Origin of the sequence: Amycolatopsis albidoflavus, from assembly GCF_039525725.1 — a bacterium.
Taxonomy (GTDB): domain Bacteria; phylum Actinomycetota; class Actinomycetes; order Mycobacteriales; family Pseudonocardiaceae; genus Amycolatopsis; species Amycolatopsis albidoflava.
On record NZ_BAAAHV010000003.1, the window covers coordinates 15,683 to 38,755 of the forward strand.

23 protein-coding genes are annotated in these 23,073 nt (G+C 69.3%); 9 read left to right on the forward strand and 14 right to left on the reverse strand.

Annotated features, from left to right (window positions below; genetic code table 11):
- Positions 1-574: 574 nt before the first annotated feature.
- Complete coding sequence (locus tag ABD156_RS01050; protein ID WP_344264815.1) at positions 575-2,233, reverse strand: AMP-binding protein; 1,659 nt, start codon at positions 2,231-2,233, stop codon at positions 575-577.
- Between the two features lie 143 nt (positions 2,234-2,376).
- On the opposite strand from ABD156_RS01050, the gene ABD156_RS01055 reads away from it, so the two are divergent.
- From ABD156_RS01055 to ABD156_RS01070, 4 genes are all read left to right on the forward strand, one after another.
- On the forward strand, positions 2,377-3,135 hold the full coding sequence (locus ABD156_RS01055; protein ID WP_344264818.1) for an ESX secretion-associated protein EspG: 759 nt from the start codon (positions 2,377-2,379) through the stop codon (positions 3,133-3,135).
- 56 nt (positions 3,136-3,191) lie between these two features.
- Positions 3,192-3,956 carry a PhzF family phenazine biosynthesis protein gene (locus ABD156_RS01060; RefSeq protein WP_344264821.1) on the forward strand — a complete coding sequence of 255 codons (765 nt, stop codon included), beginning with the start codon at positions 3,192-3,194 and terminating at the stop codon, positions 3,954-3,956.
- Entirely contained in the window at positions 3,956-4,327 is a 372-nt protein-coding gene (locus ABD156_RS01065; RefSeq protein ID WP_344264824.1) for a YccF domain-containing protein, read from the forward strand. Before ABD156_RS01060 ends, ABD156_RS01065 begins: the two co-directional genes overlap by 1 nt.
- 118 nt (positions 4,328-4,445) lie before the next feature.
- Positions 4,446-5,006 carry a dihydrofolate reductase family protein gene (locus ABD156_RS01070; protein WP_344264827.1) on the forward strand — a complete coding sequence of 187 codons (561 nt, stop codon included), beginning with the start codon at positions 4,446-4,448 and terminating at the stop codon, positions 5,004-5,006.
- Here the strand turns inward: ABD156_RS01070 and ABD156_RS01075 are convergent.
- Complete coding sequence (locus tag ABD156_RS01075) at positions 5,003-5,797, reverse strand: metallophosphoesterase (protein ID WP_344264830.1); 795 nt, start codon at positions 5,795-5,797, stop codon at positions 5,003-5,005. The genes ABD156_RS01070 and ABD156_RS01075 overlap by 4 nt on opposite strands.
- A gap of 37 nt (positions 5,798-5,834) precedes the next feature.
- Positions 5,835-6,629 carry an HAD-IIA family hydrolase gene (locus ABD156_RS01080; RefSeq protein ID WP_344264833.1) on the reverse strand — a complete coding sequence of 265 codons (795 nt, stop codon included), beginning with the start codon at positions 6,627-6,629 and terminating at the stop codon, positions 5,835-5,837.
- 194 nt (positions 6,630-6,823) lie between these two features.
- On the opposite strand from ABD156_RS01080, the gene ABD156_RS01085 reads away from it, so the two are divergent.
- Positions 6,824-8,596: a multicopper oxidase domain-containing protein gene (locus tag ABD156_RS01085; RefSeq protein WP_344264836.1), complete on the forward strand. Its 1,773-nt coding sequence runs from the start codon at positions 6,824-6,826 to the stop codon at positions 8,594-8,596.
- 351 nt (positions 8,597-8,947) lie between these two features.
- Here ABD156_RS01085 and ABD156_RS01090 read toward each other — a convergent pair whose 3' ends face one another.
- Genes ABD156_RS01090 through ABD156_RS01110 form a run of 5 tightly spaced genes read right to left on the reverse strand, consistent with a single transcriptional unit; the run spans position 8,948 to position 12,537 of the window.
- A complete protein-coding gene (locus tag ABD156_RS01090) occupies positions 8,948-10,027 on the reverse strand; it encodes a sulfate/molybdate ABC transporter ATP-binding protein (RefSeq protein ID WP_344264839.1) in 1,080 nt (359 codons plus the stop codon).
- On the reverse strand, positions 10,024-10,791 hold the full coding sequence (locus ABD156_RS01095; protein WP_344266648.1) for an ABC transporter permease: 768 nt from the start codon (positions 10,789-10,791) through the stop codon (positions 10,024-10,026). Before ABD156_RS01095 ends, ABD156_RS01090 begins: the two co-directional genes overlap by 4 nt.
- 49 nt (positions 10,792-10,840) lie before the next feature.
- Complete coding sequence (gene modA / locus ABD156_RS01100; protein WP_344264842.1) at positions 10,841-11,644, reverse strand: molybdate ABC transporter substrate-binding protein; 804 nt, start codon at positions 11,642-11,644, stop codon at positions 10,841-10,843.
- A complete protein-coding gene (locus ABD156_RS01105; RefSeq protein WP_009083933.1) occupies positions 11,641-12,045 on the reverse strand; it encodes a TOBE domain-containing protein in 405 nt (134 codons plus the stop codon). Before ABD156_RS01105 ends, modA begins: the two co-directional genes overlap by 4 nt.
- Positions 12,046-12,078: 33 nt before the next feature.
- A complete protein-coding gene (locus tag ABD156_RS01110) occupies positions 12,079-12,537 on the reverse strand; it encodes a MarR family winged helix-turn-helix transcriptional regulator (protein ID WP_344264855.1) in 459 nt (152 codons plus the stop codon).
- An 86-nt stretch (positions 12,538-12,623) separates the two neighbouring features.
- On the opposite strand from ABD156_RS01110, the gene moaA reads away from it, so the two are divergent.
- From moaA to ABD156_RS01125, 3 genes are all read left to right on the forward strand, one after another.
- Positions 12,624-13,688, forward strand: a complete 1,065-nt coding sequence (gene moaA, locus ABD156_RS01115; protein WP_344264858.1) for a GTP 3',8-cyclase MoaA — start codon at positions 12,624-12,626, stop codon at positions 13,686-13,688.
- A 4-nt stretch (positions 13,689-13,692) separates the two neighbouring features.
- Positions 13,693-13,974: a MoaD/ThiS family protein gene (locus tag ABD156_RS01120; RefSeq protein ID WP_344264861.1), complete on the forward strand. Its 282-nt coding sequence runs from the start codon at positions 13,693-13,695 to the stop codon at positions 13,972-13,974.
- A 663-nt stretch (positions 13,975-14,637) separates the two neighbouring features.
- On the forward strand, positions 14,638-15,264 hold the full coding sequence (locus ABD156_RS01125; RefSeq protein ID WP_344264864.1) for a transglycosylase family protein: 627 nt from the start codon (positions 14,638-14,640) through the stop codon (positions 15,262-15,264).
- 162 nt (positions 15,265-15,426) lie between these two features.
- On the opposite strand, the gene ABD156_RS01130 is transcribed toward ABD156_RS01125, so the two are convergent.
- From ABD156_RS01130 to ABD156_RS01145, 4 genes are all read right to left on the reverse strand, one after another.
- Positions 15,427-16,347: a molybdenum cofactor biosynthesis protein MoaE gene (locus ABD156_RS01130; protein ID WP_344264866.1), complete on the reverse strand. Its 921-nt coding sequence runs from the start codon at positions 16,345-16,347 to the stop codon at positions 15,427-15,429.
- Positions 16,344-16,814 carry a cyclic pyranopterin monophosphate synthase MoaC gene (moaC, locus tag ABD156_RS01135; RefSeq protein ID WP_116203502.1) on the reverse strand — a complete coding sequence of 157 codons (471 nt, stop codon included), beginning with the start codon at positions 16,812-16,814 and terminating at the stop codon, positions 16,344-16,346. The genes ABD156_RS01130 and moaC overlap by 4 nt, the downstream gene beginning before the upstream one ends.
- Positions 16,815-16,915: 101 nt before the next feature.
- Entirely contained in the window at positions 16,916-18,310 is a 1,395-nt protein-coding gene (locus ABD156_RS01140; protein WP_344264875.1) for an NAD-dependent malic enzyme, read from the reverse strand.
- Positions 18,311-18,457: 147 nt separating this feature from the next.
- A complete protein-coding gene (locus ABD156_RS01145; protein WP_037361511.1) occupies positions 18,458-18,637 on the reverse strand; it encodes a hypothetical protein in 180 nt (59 codons plus the stop codon).
- Between the two features lie 92 nt (positions 18,638-18,729).
- On the opposite strand from ABD156_RS01145, the gene ABD156_RS01150 reads away from it, so the two are divergent.
- Positions 18,730-20,970, forward strand: a complete 2,241-nt coding sequence (locus ABD156_RS01150) for a helicase-associated domain-containing protein (RefSeq protein ID WP_344264885.1) — start codon at positions 18,730-18,732, stop codon at positions 20,968-20,970.
- Positions 20,971-21,407: 437 nt separating this feature from the next.
- On the opposite strand, the gene ABD156_RS01155 is transcribed toward ABD156_RS01150, so the two are convergent.
- Both ABD156_RS01155 and ABD156_RS01160 read right to left on the reverse strand, forming a co-directional pair.
- The gene (locus tag ABD156_RS01155; RefSeq protein WP_344264888.1) at positions 21,408-22,370 is read right to left on the reverse strand and encodes a DUF742 domain-containing protein; all 963 of its coding nucleotides are present in this window, start codon (positions 22,368-22,370) and stop codon (positions 21,408-21,410) included.
- A 3-nt stretch (positions 22,371-22,373) separates the two neighbouring features.
- Complete coding sequence (locus tag ABD156_RS01160; protein WP_009083953.1) at positions 22,374-22,805, reverse strand: roadblock/LC7 domain-containing protein; 432 nt, start codon at positions 22,803-22,805, stop codon at positions 22,374-22,376.
- Positions 22,806-23,073 lie beyond the last annotated feature (268 nt).

Genomic DNA, 23,073 nt, shown 5'->3' on the forward strand with positions numbered 1-23,073 from the left:
GTTCTAACCGGCATAAACACTCACAAGGCCGCGGTGCTTTGCGGGTTCGGGTGGTGCGCGGTCTTGCGCCCCAATGTGGCATTGGGTGCGCTGGACGCACCGAACGCCACATTGGGTGCGTCTGACGCACCCAATGCCACATTGGGGTTTTCTCAGCAGCGGGCCTTGGGGAGGTCCGTGAAGGACGCCTGCGGGCGCGGAGAGCGGCGCGTCGTGGCGAGGGTCGGCCGCCGCCGCAGCTGTCAGCCGCCCCGCGCCGCATGCCACCGCGCAGCCTTGCGGGAGACCCCGGTTTGCGCGGGGTTCTCGCGTCGTGCGGCCGGCCTGACGCGTGATGCAGAGGTCCGTGAGGGGAACCCTGAGGGAATCAGAGTCCCTCAGGGTTCCCCTCACGGACTTTCGGCAGGAGCAGAGCCACGCGACCCGGCTGGCCAGGCGGTGCTCCGCATCCCCTGGCCAGCCACCGCTACAACGAACCCGCCGCACACCGCACCACTGAGAAAACCTCATTGGGTCGCTACCGCAGGCAGCCAGCCCGGGTATCCGCGCTAACCGGCCTAAACACTCATCAGGGTCACGCGTGCTTCTGCGACGCCGCCTGCTCCAGCCCGAGCAAGGTCACCGACTGCTGGCGCATTTCCACCTTCCGTACCTTCCCGGTCACCGTCATCGGGAATTCCTCCACCACGTGGATATAACGCGGGATCTTGTAATGCGCCAGCTTGCCCTGGCAGAACTCGCGCACCGCCTCCGCGGTCAGCGCTTCCGCGCCCTCGCGCATGCGGATCCAGGCCATCAATTCCTCGCCGTACTTGACGTCCGGCACGCCGATCACCTGTGCGTCCAGCACATCCGGGTGCGTGTAGAGGAATTCCTCGATCTCGCGCGGGTAAATGTTCTCGCCGCCGCGGATCACCATGTCCTTGATCCGGCCGGTGATGTTGAGGTAGCCCTCGTCGTCCATGATCGCGAGGTCGCCGGTGTGCATCCAGCGCGCCTCGTCGATCGCCTCGGCGGTCTTTTCCGGTTCCTCCCAATAGCCGAGCATCACCGAATAGCCGCGGGTGCACAGTTCGCCCGGAGTGCCGCGCGGCACGGTCAGCCCGGTTTCCGGATCGACCACTTTGGACTCCAGATGCGGGCCCACGCGGCCCACAGTGGACACCCGGCGCTCCACCGAATCGTCGGCGCGGGTCTGCGTGGACACCGGCGACGTCTCGGTCATGCCGTAGCAAATGGACACTTCAGTCATCCCCATCCGGTCGATGACCTGCTTCATCACCTCGACCGGGCAAGGCGATCCGGCCATGATGCCGGTGCGCAGCGAGCCGAGGTCGAACGTCTCGAACTCCGGATGGTTCAGCTCGGCGATGAACATCGTCGGCACGCCGTAGAGCGACGTGCAGCGTTCGGCGGCGACCGCGGCGAGCGTCGCCTTCGGGTCGAACGCCGGGGCCGGGATGACCATGCACGAACCGTGGCTGGTGCACGCGAGATTGCCCATCACCATGCCGAAGCAGTGATAGAAGGGCACCGGAATGCAGACCCGGTCCTGCTCGGTGTAATTGCACAACTCGCCGACGAAATAGCCGTTGTTGAGGATGTTGTGGTGGCTGAGCGTCGCGCCCTTGGGGAATCCGGTGGTGCCGCTCGTGTACTGGATGTTGATCGGATCGTCCGCGGACAGCCCGGCCTGCAGTTGCGCGAGCCTCGCCGGGTCGCCGCCGCGGCCGGAATCCATCAGTGCGGTCCACGAGGAAGTGCCCAGCAGCACGACGGCCTCGACGCCGGGGCAGTTCGGCCGCACCTCCTCGATCATCGCGGCGTAGTCAGACGTCTTGAACTTGTCCGCCGCCACGAGCATCCGGATGCCCGCCTGGTTGAGCACGTACTGCAATTCGTGCGAACGGTAGGCCGGGTTGATGTTGACCAGGATCGCGCCGATTTTCGCCGTCGCGTATTGGAGGAACGTCCATTCCGCCCGGTTCGGCGACCAGATGCCGACCCGGTCGCCCTTGCCGATGCCGGACGCGAGCAGCCCGTGCGCGAGAGTGTCGACCTCGGCGGCGAGTTCGCGGTAGGTCCAGCGGGCGCCTGCCTCACGGTCGACGAGCGCGTCCCGGTCGCCGAACGCGGCCACGGTGCGGTCGAAATTGTCCCCGATCGTGTCGCCGAGCAGGGGGACGCTGGAGGTCCCGGAGGCGTAACTCGGCAGTGCAGGCGCGTCAGGCATGGGTGCCTCCCGATGGCGGTCTTCGTCGACGAGCCTGAGTCTAAGCTTGATTTCGGACCTTTCCGCCACCCTCGTTATGGGGTGCGCTCGCACGAACGACCGGACGCCGTGCGCGTTCCGCTACCCTCGGTGCGGGTTGTTTCGTGCACGAGGGGACTGGGACGTTGCCAGAGGAATTTTCCCTGGGCTGGACCGAGACCGACGTGGCGGTGCGGCGCACCGGGCTGCCCGCGTCGTGGCATCCGTTCGAGATCCGCAGCGCGGGCGCGACGATGACCGAGCACAACCGGCTGACCGAGGAAGCGTGGACCGCGCTGCGCGGCCGGGGCCTCGCCGACGCGGAGAAACTCGACCGGGACGTCGAAGCGACCCTGCGCGCCTGGACGAGGCCGGACGTGCTGATCATCGTGCGCGCGGCCGAACTGCCGTCCGAGACGGTGTTGTACCGCGCGTGCATCGGCGAGGGTCTCGGCGTGTTCTCGGAGCAGGTCGACGACGGGCTCCGCTTCCGGCAGGTCCGGCCGGAGCGGCTGGTGGATCTGGTGCTGAGCATGTTCCCGCCGTATCCGGCGCTGCCCGTTTCCCCGGTCGCGATCACCCAAGCCCCGGCGCCGAAACGCAACGCCCCGGTGCCGGCCCCCTCGCGCCAGGACCGCGACGCGCTGGCGGGGTACTCGCAGTGGCCGCTGCACCGGCACGGAACCGTGGAACTTTCGCTGCGGCCAGGACAAGGCACGCTGCGCCCGATCTCGACGGCGACGTTCGTGGACACCGACGGCGGGCGGTACCTGACGTTTTCGGAACCATTGGCCGACGGCGGCTTCCGGCTGCACTTCACGCCTTCTACGGGCACACACCTGCGGAAATGGCTGCTGGAGACCATCGAAGAGGGCGTGCGCTGAGAATTCAGGGCTAATCCCCGATGCCTTCGCCCGCTCAGCGGAGCAGGATCGGTGCCATGGACCCGAGTGCCCAGAACGAATTCCACCTCGTCGACGCCTTCACCGACCAAGCCTTCGCCGGCAATCCGGCGGGCGTCGTCGTGCTCGAACAGCCCGCGGACGCCAGGTGGATGCAGCAGGTCGCGGCGGAGATGAAGCACTCCGAGACCGCCTTCGTCGTCAACACCGGCGAAGGAGCGAAATCGCTCCGCTGGTTCACGCCGACCGACGAGGTCTCGCTCTGCGGGCACGCCACCATCGCCGTCACGCATGTCCTTGGCGGGCATCAGGTTTACGACACTCTCAGCGGCCAGCTGACCTGCACCAAGGCCGACGGCTGGATCGAGCTGGACTTCCCCGCCGACCCGCCCGTCGAGACCGGCGAAGACCTCACCCACATCCTCGACCTGCCCGCGAAATTCACCGGGCGAGCGCGCGAGAACCTCTTCGTGGTGCTCGAAAGCGCCGAAGCGGTCCGGGACGCCGCGCCGGACCTCGACGCCCTGCGCGCCACCTGGACCGGACGGCTCATCATCACCGCACAGGGCGACGACTTCGTCAGCCGGTTCTTCGGCCCCGGCGTAGGCGTCGACGAGGACCCCGTCACCGGGTCCGCGCACTGCTCGCTGGCCCCGTACTGGGCCGGGCAGCTGGGCAAGAACACTCTCGTCGGACAGCAGATCTCCGCGCGGGGCGGAACCGTGCGCACCGAAGTCCGAGGCGACCGCGTGCTGCTGCGCGGACAGGCCGTCACCGTAGCGAGCGGGGAGCTGTACGTCTGATGCGACTGATTCTGAACGTGATCTGGCTGGTCCTCGCCGGTTTCTGGATGGCGCTGGGCTACCTGCTGGCCGGAGTCATCTGCTGCGTCCTGATCGTCACGATCCCGTTCGGCATCGCGTCGTTCCGGATCGCGAACTACGCGCTGTGGCCGTTCGGCCGCACGGTGGTCGACCGGCGCGAGGCCGGGGTCGGCTCGTTCGTCGGCAACGTGATCTGGTTCCTGGTCGCCGGGCTGTGGCTCAGCATCGGCCACCTGGTCACCGGGGTGCTGCAGTGCATCACGATCATCGGCATCCCGCTGGGACTGGCCAACTTCAAGATGATCCCGATCTCGCTGATGCCGCTGGGCAAGGAGATCGTGGACGCGTGAGGTCCTGATCCGCCCGAGGTCAACCGGACACCCGGTTCACCTCGCGGCGGATCAGCACTTCCAACCGAAAAATAATTTTGTCTTGACAACTCAAATCATCGGCAGCAAGCTGAGCCGCATGACAACGACACGCAAGCTGGTCCTGGGTTTCTACGTCTCGCTCGACGGCAAGAGCGCCGACGCCGACAACGGCATCCGCGACGTCATGACGGCCACCGACGACCCCGAACAGGAGGAATACTTCGTCGACCAGCTCTGGGACGCCGGGGCTTTCCTCATGGGCCGCAACACTTACGAGGCCATGGCGGCCTTCTGGCCCACCTCGGACCATCCGTCGGCCAAGGCCATGAACACGATCCCCAAGGTCGTCTTCTCCCGAACCCTGGCCACCGCCGACTGGCCCGAGACCCGCATCGCCAGCGGTGACCTCGCGGTGGAGATCGCCAAGCTCAAGGCCGAGCCCGGCAAGGATCTCGTCGCCGCCGGCGGCACCGAGTTCCTGCACTCGCTGATCAAGCTCGGCTTGGTCGACGAGTACCGGCTGTGGGTGCTCCCAGCCGTCACCGGCAAGGGCGCTGCCCTCTTCCCGGAACTGGACGAGGCCCGACGGCTGCGGCTGGTGAAAAGCACGGCCTTCCCGTCCGGAATCCTCGAACTGCGGTACGCCCCGGCGGACTAATCCTCCGGCTCGAAGGGCAGCTTCACCACGAGGCACGGCCCGCCGACGAACAGGCCGCCGTCGATGCCCAGCGCTTTCCCGCCGGCGTAGAGGTACGGGCCTTCGATCTGGGTCGGGTGGATGCCCAGCTGGTCGGCGATCACGCTGTGGCCGTGGACGATCCGCGAACCGCCCAGCGCGTCGAGGAGGCGGTCCGCGTTCTCCTCGCCGTCCGGGCCGCGGAAGGCGTACCGGGTGGTCATCCGGCGCCACACGTCCCACCAGGCCTCGATGTTGCTGCCGGAGAGAATGTCGCGCGCGGTCGCGTTGATGGCGTCGAGGTCCTCGCCCCAGTCGAGGTACTCGAGGGTGTCCGAGTGCAGCAGCAGATGGTCCTCGTCGACCGCGACCAGCGGCCGTTCGGTGAGCCATTCGATGTGCTCGGGGGTGAGCCGGTCCTGGTCCGACAGCAGGCCGCCGTTGATCTCCCAGCTGCGCGCGAAACTGCGCGGCCCGAAGTCGGACGGCACCGGGCGGTCGCCGAAGTGGTACATCCCGAGCAGCAGGATCTCGTGGTTGCCGAGCAGCATCTGCACCGAGCCGCCCGACTCCTCCGCCTGCTCCTGGAGTTCGCGCACGAGATCGATCACCCCGACGCCGTCCGGGCCGCGGTCGGTGAAGTCGCCGAGGAACCACAACCGGTCGTCGACGCCGGCCCACTTGCCGTCGCTGTCGACAAGGCCCTCGGCGCGCAGTGCGTCAACCAGGGCGTCCCGGTGCCCGTGGACGTCGCCCACCACATAGACGCTCATCGCTCGACGATATGCCCTGATCCCGGGCGGTGGGCGGTCAGCCTTCGCCGAACGGGTCGAGCGTTCGCCCGATCAGGTCGGCGACCGAGCCGATCACCTTCGTCGGCCGGTACGGGTAATTCTCCACCGACTCCTCGTTCGAGATGCCGGTGAGCACCAGGATGGTCTGCAGCCCGGCCTCGATCCCGGAGTGCACGTCGGTGTCCATCCGGTCGCCGATCATGAGCGTCGACTCCGAATGCGCGCCCAGCCTGCGCAGCGCCGAGCGCATCATCAGCGGGTTCGGCTTGCCGACGTAATACGGCGAGCGGCCGGTCGCCCGCTCGATCAGCGCCGCGACCGAACCGGTGGCGGGCATCGAGCCCTCGACGCTCGGGCCGGTCGCGTCCGGGTTGGTCGCGATGAACTTCGCGCCGCCCTCGATCAGCCGGATCGCGCGGGTGATCGCGCTGAAGCTGTACGTGCGGGTCTCGCCGAGCACGACGTAGTCCGGGTCGCGTTCGGTCAGCACGTAGCCGACCTCGTGCAGCGCGGTGGTGAGCCCGGCCTCGCCGATCACGAACGCCGAGCCGTTCGGCCGCTGCGAGGCGAGGAACTTCGAGGTGGCCAGCGCCGAGGTCCAGATGGACTCCTCCGGAATGTCCAATCCGGTGCGCAACAACCGCGCGCGCAAGTCGCGCGGGGTGTAGATCGAGTTATTGGTGAGCACTAAAAAGTCGATATCGTTGTCCCGCAGTTCGGCGAGGAACTCGTCCGCCCCCGGGACGAGGTGTTCCTCCCTGACCAGCACACCGTCCATGTCGGAGAGATACGTCCACCGGCCTTCGCTCATGCGCGAAAATCTATCACGCGCGCGAGACGTCTGCGGCATACGAGGAAAACGGCTACAGTGGAAATTGCCGGGCAACGCGAGGGGAGTCGCGCTCCCGGTCACCGAGGGGGTTCGGGGGAATCTTTTCCGTAAGCATCGGCTTAATGGTCGTTGCGCAATTCTTCCTGCCCCTTGCTTTGAAGGGGAGAAAGCACATGACAGAAATTGCCGAACGTCCGGCAACCGTGGGCCCGATCACCGGGCCCACCTGGGGGTTGACCAAGTTCCTCGACCCGCTTCCGGTTCCGCCGGTGCTGCGGCCGCCGTGGTGGGGACAGGACATGATCACCATTCCGATGACGGCGAAGCAGCAGCAGCTGCACTCGCAATTGCCGCCGACGACATTGTGGACTTATGCGGGACATTTCCCGGGTCCGACAATCGAAGTGCGCAGCGGCAAACAGCTGCGGATATCGTGGTCGAACGAAATAGAAGGCAAGATCCCGCTGGTCGCCGTGCAGGGTCCGGTGACCGACGGGCCGACCACCCGCCCCGGCCGCGAACTCGACCGGCCCGGCTACTCGATCGTCGACGGCGTCGCGGACCTGCCCGCCTGGACCGTCGTCCACCTGCACGGAGCCCGCACCAACGCGGGCAACGACGGCTGGGCGCACAACGCCGGTCTCCAGGGCACTTCGCAGCTCGTCGAGTACCAGAACCGGCAGCAGGCGATGCCGCTTTGGTACCACGACCACGCCATGGCGATCACGCGCTTCAACGTCCACACGGGCCTGGCCGGGATGTACCTGATCCGCGACGACGAGGAGGACGAACTCGACCTGCCGCGCGGCGATCGGGAGCTCCCGCTGATCCTCGCCGACCGCAACCTCGACATCGATCCGGCGACCGGCCAGCTCACCGGGCAGCTGCTGTACAAGTTCCCGTACGTGCCGAACGGGCCGATGATCCCGTTCTCCGGCCCGTTCACTCTGGTCAACGGCGTGATCTGGCCGCATCTCGAGGTCAGCGCGCGGTGGTACCGCTTCCGGGTGCTGAACGCGGCCAACGACCGGTTCTTCACGCTCAACCTGGTCGACGAGAACAACGTGCCGCAGAACGACGCCGTCCGCCTGATCGGCACCGACGGCGGGTTGCTGCCCGCGCCCGCGCCGCTGCCGTCCGGCGGCTTGACCGTCGCGCCCGCCGAGCGGTTCGACGTGCTGATCGACTTCAGCCGGTTCAAGGGGCGGAAAGTCAAGCTGCGCAACGCCAAACCGGGCGGGGTCGAGCCGGACGTGATGGAGTTCCGGGTGGACAGCCGCCCGAAGCACGATTCGTTCGAACTGCCGGAAAAGCTCTCGACGTCCTACGTCCGGATCAAGCACGGTTCGACGCTGCCGGAGGACCACGACCACGTCTGGGTCGCGCTGCTGCTCAACGCGAGCGGGCATCCGGAGATGTGGGACCTCGAACAGGTCGACGCCGATCCGGGCGGCAAGGGGATCATCCAGATCAAGGACCCGGCGGGCGGGCTCAAGACGTTCCGGATGATCGGGCGGCTCTTCGACGACACCACCGGCATCTTCATCAACCACGACAAGTGGGCGGTGTGGAACATCGTGCACGTCGCGAACGGCGGGCCCGCGCATCCGTTCCACATTCACCTGACCGAATTCCAGGCGCTCTTCCGGCGCGGCTTCACCACGACGTTCGACCCGGCTTCGGAGCGCACCACCAAGCCGATCGACGGGTTCGCCGACGTCCCGCTGGAAAAGTACGAGGAAGGCTGGAAGGACACGATCATCGTGAACCCCGGCCAGTGGGTGAGCGTCGCCGGCCAGTTCGGCGGCGGCACCGGCGAGTTCATGTACCACTGCCACATCCTCGACCACGAGGACGAGGGAATGATGCGGCCGTTCGTCGTGCACCCGCCCGAGGTGGCGAAGTTCCACGTCCACCCGGGCGGCGGCCACCACCACGGCGGCTGACCCGGGAGCCGAGCGCACGTGGGGGGCGCTCGGCTCAGGAGGCCGCGGCCGGGCGCACCGTCACGGTCGCGGCCTCCACCGACTGTGCCGCCTTCAACGGAGGCACCGCGCGCACTCGATGCGGCGTTCGGCGCGTCCCGGGACCACAACTCCACCTCGGCGTGTCTCCGCAGCGGGCGCAGTGCCGCCTGAACGCGGCGTTTTCCCCAGCCGCTCAACGCAATCCGCCACCGCTGCGGCTGCGCAGTGTGCTGTCCGTGAGGGGAACCCTGAGGGACTCTGAGTCCCTCAGGGTTCCCCTCACGGACCTCTGCCGGAGCAGGGCCGCGCACAGCGGCTGCGGAGAAAACCTCAGGAGGCCGCGGCCGGATGCACCGCTACGGTCGCGGCCTTCACCGACAGCGTCACCGCCGAGCCGGGCTCCAGCGCGAGTTCGGCGACCGCGGCCGGGGTGAGGTCGGCGGTCAGGCCGTGTGCCCAGCCGTCGCCCTCGGTCCGGACGCGGATGACCGGGCCGTGCGGTTCCAGCGCCGCGACGAGGGCGTCGGCCGTGTTGCGCGGGCTGCCGCGATGTTCGCCGTCGTGCGGGTAGACAGCGACGGCGTTCGGCTCGAACACCGCGACCGCCGCCTCGCCGACCACCGTGTCCGGCGTCAGCAAACCCGTCACCACCTCGCCCGAGGGCGTGCGCAATCCTTCCGTCACCGCCACTCCGGACACCAGGTTCAGCCCGGCGATCCGCGCGGTGAAAGGCGTCCGAGGCGCCGCGAGCACCTCCCGCGTCGGCCCGCGTTCCACGATCCGGCCGCCGTTCATCACCGCGACGTGGTCGGCCAAGGCCAGCGCGTCCAGCGGATCGTGCGTGACCAGCACGGTGGTCGGGCCATCGCGCAGCACCCGGCGCAGCAGGCCGCGGATCGCCGGTGCCGAGTCCACGTCGAGCGCGGCGAACGGTTCGTCCAGCAACAGCAGATCCGGCGCGGACGCCAAGGCCCGCGCGATCGCCACCCGCTGCTGCTGCCCGCCGGACAGCTGGCTCGGCCGCCGGTTCGCGAACTCCGCCGCGTCCACTTCGGACAGCCATCGCGAGGCGATCGCCCGCGCGTCCGCCCGGCCGGTACCGGTCGAGCGCGGCGAGAACGCGACGTTGTCCATTGCGGACAGATGCGGGAAAAGCAGCGCGTCCTGGGACAGCAGGCCGATCCGCCGTTCGTGCGGCGGCAAGTCGACCCCGTCCCCGGCGAGGCGCCGATCGGCGAGCGTGACGTCGGCCGAGGTCACCGGCAGCAGACCGGCGAGGCTGCCGAGCACAGTGGACTTCCCGGAGCCGTTGGGTCCGAGCAGCGCGAGCACGGACCCGCCGGGCACGGTGAACTCGACGTCGAGCGAGAACTCGCCGCGGGTGAGCGCCAGCCTCGCCGAAAGCGTCACCGCAGCCCGCCTTCCCACGACCGCGGCCGCGCGACCGCGATGACCAGGACCGCGACCGCGATGAGCAGCAACGCGAGCGCGACCGCGCTGTCGATGTCCACTTCGGCCTGCGTGTAGACCTCGAGCGGCAGCGTCCGGGTGACGCCTTCCAGGCTGCCCGCGAACGTGATGGTCGCGCCGAACTCCCCGAGCGCGCGGGCGAAGCTCAGCACCACGCCGGAACCCAGCGCCGGAAGCAGCAACGGCAGCGTCACCCGGCGGAACACCGTCCACGGGCGTGCGCCGAGCGTCGAAGCGACCTGCTCGTAGCGGTCGCCGGAGCCGCGCAGCGCGCCTTCCAGGCTGACGACGAGGAACGGCATCGCCACGAACGTCTGCGCGATCACCACCGCGGCCGTCGTGAACGGCACCTGCTCGCCGGTCAGCCAGTTGATCAAGATGCCGAGGAAACCCTTGCGGCCCAGCAGGTACAGCAGGGCCAGGCCGCCGACCACCGGCGGCAGCACGAGCGGCAGCAAGACGATCGACCGCAGCATCCGCACGCCCGGCACCCGGGAGCGGGCCAGCACGATCGCCAGCGGGACGCCGAGCAGCACACAGGCCACTGTGGACAGTGCGGCGGTCACCAGCGACAGCCGGAGCGCGTTCAGCGACGAGGACGTGACCAGCAGCGACGGCAGCCGGGTGAGATCGGACCGCACCAGCAGGCCGACGACCGGCAGCACCACGAGCGCGAGCGCGGCGACGGCGGGGAACCAGAGGATCAGCGGAACCCGGGCGTGCGGCGGCCGGGTCTCGGCCGCCGCGCCCGCCTTACTTGCCAGGGCCGAACCCGATCTTGGCCAGTTCGGCCTTGCCCTCGGCGCCAAGGATGAAGTCGTTGAACTGCTTCGCCAGCGCCGCCTGCGGGGCGTTCTTGACCACCGCGATCGGGTACTGGTTCACCGCGCCCGAGGACTCCGGGAAGTCGACCTTGTCCACCTTGCCGGCGGCCGACGTCGCGTCGGTGACGTACACCAGGCCCGCGTCGGCGTCGCCCGACTGGACCTTGGCCAGCACCTGCTTGACGTTCGTCTCCTCGCTCACCGGCTTGAGCGACTTGCCGGTGCTCTGCTCGACCTTCCGCGTGGCCGCGCCGCACGGCACCTGCTGCGCGCACACCACCACGTTCAGGCCGGGCTTGGTCAGGTCGGCGAAGGTCTTGATGCCCTTCGGATTCCCCTTGGCCACGGCGATCGCGAGCTTGTTGGTGGCGAACACCGTCGGCTGGCCGTCGATCACGCCGTCCTGCACGGCCTTGTCCATGTTCTTCTGGTCCGCCGAGGCGAACACGTCGGCCTTGGCCCCGTTGTCCAGCTTCTGCACGAGCGCGGAGGAACCCTCGTAGTCGAAGGTGACCTTGACGCCCGGGTGCGCGGCCTCGAACTGCTTGCCCAGCACGTTGAAGGATTCGGTGAGCGAGGCCGCGGCGAACACGGTCAGCGTGCCGCCTCCCGGAGCGGGGGCGGACGCGGAACCCGCACCCTGGCTGGAGCTGGGCTGGTCGCCGGAGCTGCAGGCGCCGGCGAACAACGCGATCGCCGCGGTTCCGGCGACGGCGAGAGCGAGCTTCTTCATCTGGATCCTTCCGGGGTTTCCACCACGACGGTGGTCGCCTTGACCACGGCGACCGCGAGCACGCCCGGGCGCAGCCCGAGTTCGCGGACCGCCTCGGTGCTCATCAGTGACACCACTCGGTGCGCCCCGCACTGCAGTTCGACCTGCGCCATCACCTTGTCGGCGACGACCTCGGTGACGAGCCCGACGAAGCGGTTGCGGGCGGAGCGGCCGACCGCCGACGGGTCGTCCGGTTCGGACGCTTGCGCGCGGGCGAACCCGGCGAGCTGAGCGCCGTCGACGACCTTGCGGCCCGCGGCGTCGTCCGTCGCGGTCAGCTGACCCGCGCGGACCCACCGGCGGACGGTGTCGTCGCTTACGCCGAGCAGCCGAGCGGCCTCGGACAACCGAAATTGCGGCATGGCCGGAACATTATCCCCGCAGATGCGGAAAAGCTATGCGGGATGCGCATTTTCGCGTAACGCTTCGAGCATTGCGAACTGATAACGCCCGAGGACTTTCCGTTCTGCGGAAGTGAACTCCGCGAGCACCTCGGCAAGCCGCGCCAGCTCCCGCCCGGAGATCGCGTCGAGCCGTTCGCGACCGGCCCCGGTGATCGTCACGAGCACCTTCCGGCGATCGGCCCGGTCGCGTTCGCGCAGCACCAGTCCGGCCTTCTCCAGCCGGTCCAGCACGCCGGTCACCGCACCCGTCGACAAGCCGGTGAGCTGCCCGATTCGGCCTGGGGTAAGGAAATCCGCGGCCTGCCCGGCGAGTTCGAGAGCCTGCAGCTCGGTCGCCGAGAGCCCTTCGAGAGCGGCGTCGCGCGCGTGCCGGAGGACGGTGTGCGTGCGCAGTCTCGCCGCCCGCGCCGCGAAGTGAGTCAGCTCACTATTCGTCTCGCCGGTGCTCACCGAGTGCCTCCACATCGGAACCGAGGGTGGTTTCCAGGTTTTTCGCAAGACTGCCTTTTCCGACGCCGCAAGCTATCCTGAGAGTAATGACAGCAGTACATCTCGGGTTTCCTCGCGTCCCCGGCAACCGAGGCCCGTCCGGCACGCCCCGGCCCGAGCACCCCGGTCTCGTCGATTCCTTCGGCCGTGTCGCGACCGACCTGCGGGTCTCGCTCACCGACCGGTGCAATCTCCGCTGCACGTACTGCATGCCCGCCGAGGGTCTCGACTGGATGCCCGCCGACCAGGTGCTCTCCGACGACGAACTGGTCCGGCTCATGCGGATCGCGGTGGAGATGCTCGGCGTCACCGACATCCGGCTCACCGGCGGCGAACCGCTGCTGCGCCCGGGCCTGGAGCAGATCGTCGAGCGGATCACCGCGCTCGAACCGCGCCCCCGGGTCTCCATGACCACCAACGGGATCGGGCTGGCCAAGCGCGCCCCCGGCCTCGTCTCGGCCGGGCTCGACCGGATCAACGTGTCGCTGGACACCATCGACCGCGAGCGCTTCGCCGAGCTGACCCGCCGCGACCGGCTGCCGCACGTGCTGGCCGGCCTCGCCGCCGCCCGCGACGCCGGGCTGTCGCCGGTGAAGATCAACTCGGTGCTGATGCGCGGGTACAACGAGCACGAAGCGGTCCCGCTGCTGAAGTTCTGCCTCGAAGAGGGCTACCACCTGCGGTTCATCGAGCAGATGCCGCTCGACGCGCAGCACGGCTGGAACCGCCGCGACATGATCACCGCCGAGGAGATCCTCGCGATGCTCGGCGAGGCTTTCACCCTCAGCCCGTTCCCCGCTCCCCGCGGCGGTGCGCCCGCTGAGCGCTGGCTGGTTGACGGCGGCCCCGGCGACGTGGGCGTGATCGCGTCGGTGACCAGGCCGTTCTGCTCCGCCTGCGAGCGCACCCGGCTGACCGCCGACGGAGCCGTCCGCTCCTGCCTGTTCTCGAACGACGAGACGGACCTGCGTTCCCTCGTGCGCGCGGGCGCGCGCGATGAAGAGGTGGCGGACGCGTGGCGCGACACGATGTGGCGCAAGCTCGCGGGCCACGAGATCAACGAGGCCGGTTTCGCGCAGCCGATCCGGCCGATGAGCGCGATCGGCGGCTGAGCCCATGACCTCTCCTTCTCTGTCCCCTTCCCCGGTGACGGTCGTCGTCCGGTACTTCGCCTCGGCGCGGGCCGCGGCGGGCACCGAAGAGGAGAAGGTGGAGCTGGCGGCGGGCGCGACGGTGGCGGACGCCGTCCAGGCGCTGCGCGAGCTGCACCCCGGGCAACTTTCCCGCGTTCTCGACGCGGCGAGCTTCCTGGTCAACGAGGTGGCGGTCCGCGATCGCGGCCGTGCGCTCGGTGACGGCTCCCACCTGGACGTCCTCCCGCCGTTCGCCGGCGGGTGAACTCCCGGAAAGCCCCCGTGCACCCGGCTGAGCGCCGCACTGACCGGCGGAGCCGCCGTTCCCGGCCGATTGGTCCGAACCACGGTGAATGGCGGCACTGGCGCGCTGAGCGGTCGGCACGCTTTATCCCTACGCTCCGAAGTGTTTCGCTCACGGCGTATTTGCGCAGCTCAAAGAACCACTCGGCGGGCAGTGGCCGACGGTTGACGAGTGGTTTAGAGTGCCCGCACTTATCTGCTGCGAATGGCCCCTTGACGCGTTATCGACGTGACCCAAGCCTCACGATCCGTGAAATATCTCGGCAAGAAAACGGCCAGATAACGGCGCTCTGAACTGCGAAAACAGGCGGATCGAGCGAGGTTGCATGCCGTTACTGTGACGTAGGTCACACCTCGAATGATTTCCGATCACGCTCGGAATTACGTACCGTCGCTTTTCGGTTGGCCCCGACCGACCAAGCAACACCGGGAATCCGTAGCGCCCAGCTCTGTCCAACGGATCCCCGGACCCATACCCCGAGCGAAAGCATTTCCGGACAGAGACGAGGGGACGAAGACGGCGCGTCGTGCGACGTCCGCGTCAGCCGCCCGGCAACGGGCGGACGGGCTCCCAACCCGACCCGCAGCAGCAAGCTCGTAGGCGCAGGAATCGAGAAGTTCTCAAATGTCGTACCGAGGCAAGCACCGCAAGATGTCCGCTGCCACCCGCACCATCGCCCGTGTCGCAGTCGCGGGTATCGCGGTCGGCGCCCCTCTCGCGATCGCCGCGACCCCCGCGTCGGCGACCAACTGGGACGCCATCGCGCAGTGCGAGAGCGGCGGCAACTGGAACACCAACACCGGAAACGGCTACTACGGTGGTCTCCAGTTCACCCAGAGCACGTGGAAGGCCTACGGCGGCACCGGCAGCCCGCAGGGCGCGTCGCGCGACCAGCAGATCGCTGTCGCCGAGCGCGTGATGCAGGGCCAGGGCCCCGGCGCGTGGCCGGTGTGCAGCAAGAAGGCCGGCAGCTCGGCCTCCGCGCACAAGGCGACCCCGAAGAAGAGCACCGCCACCAAGAAGGCGGCTCCGAAGAGCGTTGCCCCGAAGAAGGTTGCCGAGCCGGTCGCCGCGCTGGTGGCGAACTCCAACCCGAACGGTGACTACACCGTCAAGGCTGGCGACACGCTCTCGAAGATCGCCAAGGAGCACGGCGTCCAGGGCGGCTACCAGAAGCTGCAGGACCTGAACAAGCAGTACGTGTCGAACGCGAACTTCATCGTGGTCGGCCAGAAGCTCGCCACCAAGTGAACCCTGGCCTCCTCGTGAGGCTGGTTCCGGCGCAGCGACTGCTGTGACAGAACGTCCGAAGGGCCCCACCGCGTCAAATCCCCTGGCGGTGGGGCCCTTCGTCATGTCCGGGCTCGTGAGTGTTCCTGCCGGTTAGAACCGGCTTCGCCACTCACGAAGGGGTCAAGGCGAGTTGACCCATTCGTCGGTGCCGTCGGTGAAGTGCTGGTGCTTCCACACCGGAAGCCGCGCCTTCACCTCGTCCACCAGTTCCGCGCACGCGGTGAACGCCTGGCCGCGGTGCTCGGCGGCGACCGCGCAGGCGAGCGCGACGTCGCCGATCGCCAGCGCGCCGACGCGATGGCTCACCGCCACCGCCCGCACGCCCTTCCAGCGCGCCGCGAGGTCGTTGACCACCTCGGCGAGCACCTCGCCCGCCGTCGGGTGGCCCTCGTAGGTCAGATCGCGCACGCCCTTGCCGCCGTCGTGGTCGCGGACCACGCCGGAGAACGTGACCACCGCGCCCGCCGCGTCGTCCTCCACCAGTTGCGCGTGCTCCTCGACCGACAGCGGCTGGTCGCTCACGTCCGCCCGCAGGATCCGGACCGCGGGGCCGGCCTTCGCCGTCTCGCGCGGATGGTCGCCGCCGGCGAGCTGGTCCACCGCGTGGTCGAGGATGTCCTCCAGGACCCGCAGACCGTCCTTCACGCCGCCGCTCGACCCCGGAAGGTTCACGACGAGGGTTCGGCCCGCGACGCCGGCCACGCCGCGCGAGAGCACCGCGGTGGGCACCTTCGGCAGCCCGGCCGCGCGGATCGCGTCCGCGACGCCGGGCAGCTCGTAATCCAGCACGCCGCGGGTGACGTCCGGGGTCCGGTCGGTCGGTGAGATGCCGGTGCCGCCGGTCGTGAGGATCACCTGGACGCCGTCGGCCACCGCGGCCCGCAGCGCGACGCCCACCGGGTCGCCGTCCTCGACGACGACCGGCGGCGGCACGTCGTAGCCGCGGCCGGCCAGCCAGGCGACGAGCACCGGGCCGGTCTTGTCCTCGTAGACGCCTCGGGCGGCGCGGTTGGACGCGACGATGACGCGCGCGGTGCTCATGGCCGCTCCCAGGTTCCGGTCTTGCCGCCGTCCTTGCGCAGCAGCCGCACGTTGTCGAGCGTCGCGGCCGGGTCGACAGCCTTGATCATGTCGTGCAGCGTCAGCCCGGCGACCGCGACGGCGGTGAGCGCCTCCATCTCGACGCCGGTGACGTCCTTGGTCTTGGCCGTCGCGCTGATGTGGACCGCGGCGCCGTCCAATTCGAACTCCACCTTGACCCCGGACAGCGCGATCTGGTGGCACAACGGGATCAGCTCGGGCACCCGCTTGGCGCCCATGATCCCGGCGATCCGCGCGGTCGCCAGCGCGTCGCCCTTGGGAAGGCCGTTGGCCGAAAGCAGGCCGACGACCTCCGCCGTGGTGTGGACGGTCCCGCCGGCGAGCGCGGTGCGCGCGGACGCCGTCTTGCCGGAAACGTCGACCATCCGGGCAGCGCCGGACTCGTCGACATGGCTGAGTTCACTCACGTCCGCGAGGCTACTGCGCAACTTCGCCCAAAGTCCGTGAAGGGCTCCTTGAGGGAATCTGATTCCCTCAAGGAGCCCTTCACGGACGGAACGAGGCTGGGTCAGCTGGCGCGTTCGGCGCGGACGGCGTTGCGCACCGCTTCCGCCACCGCAGGGGCCACCGCGCTGTCGAACACGCTCGGCACGATGAACGACGCGTTGAGCTTGCCGTTGTCCACCACGTCGGCGATCGCGTCGGAGGCGGCCAGCAGCATGTTGTCGTCGATGTTGTGCGCGGCGGCGTCGAGCAGGCCGCGGAAGACGCCGGGGAACGCCAGCACGTTGTTGATCTGGTTCGGGAAGTCGCTGCGGCCGGTGGCGACGACGGCGGCGTGCTTCTGCGCCTCCAGCGGGTCGATCTCCGGGTCCGGGTTGGCCAGCGCGAAGACGACCGCGTCGTCGTTCATCGTGGCGACCTGCTCCGCGCCGAAGAGGTTCGGGGCCGAGACGCCGACGAAGACGTCCGCGCCGACCAGCGCGTCGTGCAGGGTGCCGGACTTGCGGTCCTTGTTCGTGTGCTCGGCGATCCAGGTCAGGTTGTCGTCGAGGTTGCCGCGCTCGGGGTAGACGATGCCGTCGATGTCGGCGGCCACGATGTCGCCCGGGTTCTTGCGCAGCAGCAGGCGGATGATCGCCGAACCCGCCGCGCCGACGCCGCTGACCACGATCTTGCAGTCCTCGATGTTCTTCCCGACCACGCGCAGCGCGTTGCGCAGGGCGGCGACCACGACGATCGCGGTGCCGTGCTGGTCGTCGTGGAAGACCGGGATGTCCAACTGCTCGCGCAGCCGCTTCTCGATCTCGAAGCAGCGCGGCGCGGCGATGTCCTCGAGGTTGATGCCCGCGTACACCGGTGCGAGCGCCTTGGCGATCATGATGATCTCTTCGGTGTCCTGGGTGTCCAGGCAGACCGGCCACGCGTCGACGTCGGCGAACTTCTTGAACAGCGCCGCCTTGCCCTCCATCACCGGCAGCGCGGCGGCCGGGCCGATGTTGCCGAGGCCGAGCACGGCGGACCCGTCGGTGAGCACCGCGACGGTGTTGCGCTTGATGGTCAGCCGGCGCGCGTCCTCGGGGTTCGCGGCGATCGCCTGGCACACGCGGGCGACGCCCGGGGTGTACGCGCGGGAGAGGTCGTCACGGTTGCGGAGCGCGACCTTGGGGCTGACCTCGATCTTGCCGCCGAGGTGGATCAGGAACGTCCGGTCCGAGACCTTGCGCACGCGCACGCCCGGCAGCGAATCGAGCGCCGCGGTGATGTCCTGCGCGTGGTTTTCCGACAGCGCGTTGGCACTGATGTCGATCACGATCGTGTCCGCGTGCGATTCGACGACGTCGAACGCCGTCAGCACGCCGCCGACGCGGCCGACCGCGGTGGTGAGATCGCCCGCGGCCGTGGACGAGGCCGGGGCCTCGACCCGGACGGTGATCGAATACCCGGGACCGGGAACCGGCATGACACGTACTCCCCGCTGGTGGAGTGGGTTAGGACGGCTCGAATCTAGTCCGGTGACCCGCGCCACCACACCCCAACCGGGTGACTGACCAGTAACTTCACGCCCGGGCCGCCGCTGCTCGCGGCGTTCCCGGACGCGGTCCGCAGGTCAGCGGTTGATCTCGGTCTCCGGGTGCACGTAGGGCACCTGCTCGAGCGGGAAGGTCAGGTCGCCGAACGGCGAAAGCGCTCCCTGCCGGTCCGAGGACAGCTCGGTGACCGGGTGCTCTCCCGGCTCGCCCGGCCACGTCGGGTCGATGCCCTTGCTCTGCTTGTCGCCCTTCGCCACTGCTTCCTCCGAGGCCCTCGTCCGGCAAACTCGACCACAGTCTGCCCGAACACGTCTCGTGCGCGCGCACCCGCCCGGTATCCTGGGTGTCTATGCCCGCGACCTCCCTGGCGGACTGGCTGCGTGCGGTGTCCGACGACGCACTCGCCGAACTGCTGCGCACGCGTCGCGATCTGTCCACCCCTCCTCCGTCCGACACCACCGTGCTCGCCACCCGCGCGGGCACGCCGGGGTCGGTCGCTCGCGCCTGCGAAGACCTCGACACGTTCACCCTCGCGGTGATCGACGCGCTCCTGGTCGCCGGCGCCGACGTCGAGCCGACGCCGGTGTCCGCGGTGACGGCGCTGATCGGCCGCGACGTCAGCGAACCGCTCGCGCGGCTGCGTGCCCGGGCGCTCGTCTGGGGCACCGACGACGAGCTGCGGGTGCCGCCCGCGGCCCGCGACGCGCTCGGTCCGTTCCCGGCCGGGCTCGGCGCGCCGTCGCCCGCGCTGGCCGCCACCGACATCGACGCGCGGCTCGCGGAGGTCGGCGAGGACGAGCGGGCCGTGCTCACCGCGCTGGCCGCCGGGCCGCCGATCGGCCGCACCCGCGACGCGAGCTTCGACGTCAGCCTGTCCGACGCGGCCACCCCGGTGCAGAAACTCCTCGCCCGCGGCCTGCTGCTGCGCCGGGACGACCAGACCGTCGAACTTCCCCGCGAACTCGGCCTCCTGCTGCGCGGCGGCCACGCGTTCGAGCCGGACACCCTGGTCGAGCCGGAGCTGCCCGTCAATCCACATCGGACGGACACGGTGGACCAGACGGCGGCCGGCGAAGCGATGGAGTTGTTGCGGCAGACGGAATCTCTGCTGCGGATGTGGTCGGATTCGCCGCCGCCAGTGCTCAAAGCGGGCGGGCTCGGAGTCCGCGAGCTGAAGAAGGTCGCCAAGGATCTTGAAGTCGACGAAACCCGTGCGACGCTGCTCGTCGAGCTGGTCGTCGGCGCGGGACTCGTCGCGGACAGCGAAAACACCGCTCCGGAGTACGTGCCCACCATGCTCACCGACAGCTGGCTCGCGTCGCCCTCGGTGCAGCGGTGGATGACGCTCGCGCAGGCGTGGCTGGAGCTGCCGCGGCTGCCCGGTCTCGCCGGTGGCCGCGACGCGAAAGACAAGCCGATCGCGCCGTTGTCCGAGGAACTGCGACGACCGCTCGCGCCGGTTTCGCGGCATCGCGTGCTCAGCGCTTTGGCGGCGCTAAACCCAGGCGCAGGCGTGAAAAGCATTGACGAACTGGTCGCCGTCCTTGCCTGGCGCGCGCCTCGACGAGGTGGCCGGCTGCGCGACGAAACCGTCCGCTGGACGATGGCCGAGGCGACCGCGCTGGGCCTCGTCGGCCTCGGCGCGCTCACCACCGCCACCCGGCTGCTGCTGGAAGACGACCGCCCTGGCGCGGTCGAAGCGATGCACGACGCGCTGCCCGCGCCGGTTGACCACGTGCTGGTGCAAGCCGACCTGACCGTGGTCGCGCCGGGCCCGCTGGAGCCGGAACTGGCGGCGGACATGGCTGCGGTCGCGGACGTCGAATCCGCTGGCCATGCAACGGTTTACCGCGTCACCGAGCCATCGGTGCGGCGCGCGCTCGACACCGGACGGACCGCGGACGAACTGCACGCGATGTTCCGCAATAAGTCGGCGACTCCGGTGCCGCAAGGCCTCACGTATTTGATCGACGACGTCGCCCGCCGCCACGGCCGGTTGCGCGGCGGCACCGCGGGATCATTCCTGCGCTGCGACGACGAGGCCCTGCTCGCCGAAGTGCTGGCTCACCCGGTGGCCACGGAATATGACCTGCGCCTGATCGCGCCGACGGTGCTGATCAGCTCCGCACCGCTGGCCGAGGTACTGGAAGCCTTGCGCGGCGCGGGTTTCGCTCCTGCGGCGGAAGGCCCGGACGGCCGGGTGGTCGACCTGCGCCCCACCGGACGTCGGCTGCCCGCCCGCGCCCGCGCGGCTCGCGCGCGTCCGGGCGAACAGGCGGTGCTGACCGACGACCAGGCGACGCGGATCGTGTCGAATCTGCGCGCGGGAGACCAGGCTTCGGCGCGGCGCCGGGGTTCCACGGTGCGCGCGCCCGGTGGCGGCGGTGCGGACACGACAGCGACGTTGGATCTGCTGTCACGTGCGACGCTCGAGCAGCGCGAGGTGTGGATCGGTTTCGTCGATTCGCGCGGTACGGCGAGCCAGCGCGTAGTGCGCCCGCTGCGGGTCGGCGGCGGGGTGCTGGAGGGTGCGAACCATGAGCGGTATCCGTTGCACCGCATCACTTCCGCGGCGCTGGTCGAGGACTGACGTCGCCCTGATCCGGTCTTCTCAGCAGGAGCTGCGCAGGACCCGCTACCGCGATGCTGGTCCGCGCGGCTTGCCTGTCCCGCAAAGGTCCGCGGTGCGCGAAGCAAATGTCCGTGAGGGGAACCCTGAGGGAATCTGATTCCCTCAGGGTTCCCCTCACGGACGTCTTCGGGAGCATCCCACGCACCCAATGTGGCGTTCGGTGCATCCCACGCACCCAATGTGGCGTTGGGGCGGTTTCGGTCTAGGGCACCGGAATCGCGCGGGCGGGGCGGAACGGGCGGGGCGGGGCGGAACGGGCGGGGCGGGCGAACGCGGGGCGGAACAGAGCAGGGCGAGTCAAGGCGAGCGCGGCGCGAAGCAGAGCAGGGTGCAGCAAGCGAGGCAAGGAGGGCGAACTGCACGCTCCGCGTGCGAGAGAGCCGGGCGAGGCAAAGTCAGAGGTTGCGGAGCCCCTGCAGCACCCGTTCCATGAACTCCCTCGACGACCGGTCCCCCAGCACCAGATCGGTCTGGTGCAGCATCACGAGACCGATGTCGGCCATGTCGCCCACCAGTACCTTCACCACGCCGAGCGGCAGATGCAGATGCGCCGCGATCTCAGCGACCGACCGGGTGTCCAAGCACAGATCGCAGATCCGCCGGTGCTCGATCGAGCGCACCCCGCGATAGCGGCGGCCCTCGTCGCTCGTGGAGACCAACGCCTCGAGCGCGAGGTTGTGGTCCGAACGAGTCCGGCCGCGAGTCCGCGCATACGGCCGCACACGCGATTTCGTCGGCTGCGCAGGCGGTTCCGGCTGTGCGGGCTCCTCGTTGGACCAGAATCGGTCCAATTCGGACACTCCGGAGGCCGGGCCGGGGTCGGGGTACCGGTCCTCGGGCTCTTCGACCAGCGCGTGCCTGCTCCGAGTGGCTTGCTCGACGTGCTGACGCTGGTACGCCGAGCCTTCCGGCACCACGCGGTCGTCCGCTCCGGGCGAACCGGCGTACTCGTCGAATGAGTACGGGTCGTGCGCGGCGGGGCGGCCAGGCGGGGGCGGAGGGGGCGGCGGCTCTTCCCAGCGCTGGGTCTGCTGAGGCTCTTCCCAGTAACCGGATTCGCCGTCTTCGACCCATTCGTAGCCGTCGTCCCAGTTTTCCTCCTCAACCGGAGGAGGCGGGGCAACAGCCTGCTGCACCGGACGCGGAGCAGGTGCCGGAGCAGGCCGAGGCGCGGGCTCCGGACGCCGGGCAGCAGGCGGCGGAGGCGGCGGTGAAGGCCGCGGCTGCCGATGCGGCAACCGCATGCTCAGCGAACTCAGCTCGTACCGGCTCGGCGAGTCGAACGACTCCCGTTCCGTGCCTTTGTGGAGGGCGTCCCAGGCGCCCGTGTCCTGGTCTCCGAATCCCGAGATCTTCATCGGCTACCCCAGCACCCCGCCGCCTTGCAGCTGCGCGCGCAGCTCCGGCGTGATCTGCTCGCCGACCCGCTCGACCAGCAGCGTCATCTCGTACGCCACCGTCCCGATGTCGCACGTCGGCGCGGCGAGCACCGCGAGACAAGACCCGTCCGAGACCGACATCAGGAACAGGTACCCGCGTTCCATCTCGACCACGGTCTGGTTCACGCCGCCCGCCTCGAAGCACCGCGCCGCGCCCTGGGTCAGGCTGATCAGCCCGGACGCCACCGCCGAGAGCTGCTCGGCGCGCTCCTGCGGCAAGCCTTCCGAAGGCGCGAGCATCAGTCCGTCCGCCGACACCAGCACCGCGTGCGCCGCACCCGGGACCCGGCGCACGAAATCCGAGATCAGCCAGCTGAACGTGCCCTGGTCCGCTGGCCGGTCGGAATCGGTCACTGCCCCTCCAAGCTCCTCGAACGCTGCCGGACGCCCGTTCGCCGTCTGCCGGCCATCCTCGCCCGGCCGCGGTGAAGTCGTCGTTCCAGCGTATTCACGCACCCGGTCGTGTCGAGCGTGTGCCCGGGCACGGTACGTGTCTGCCGGATGTAACGTCGCGCGAACGCATGCACAACCACGCATTCGCGGGTCACTCGGTGGTGGCGGCGGCCACCGTGCGCAGCGGGATGTCCGTGCAGGTCACCGCCGGTCCGGCTCCCCGATCAGG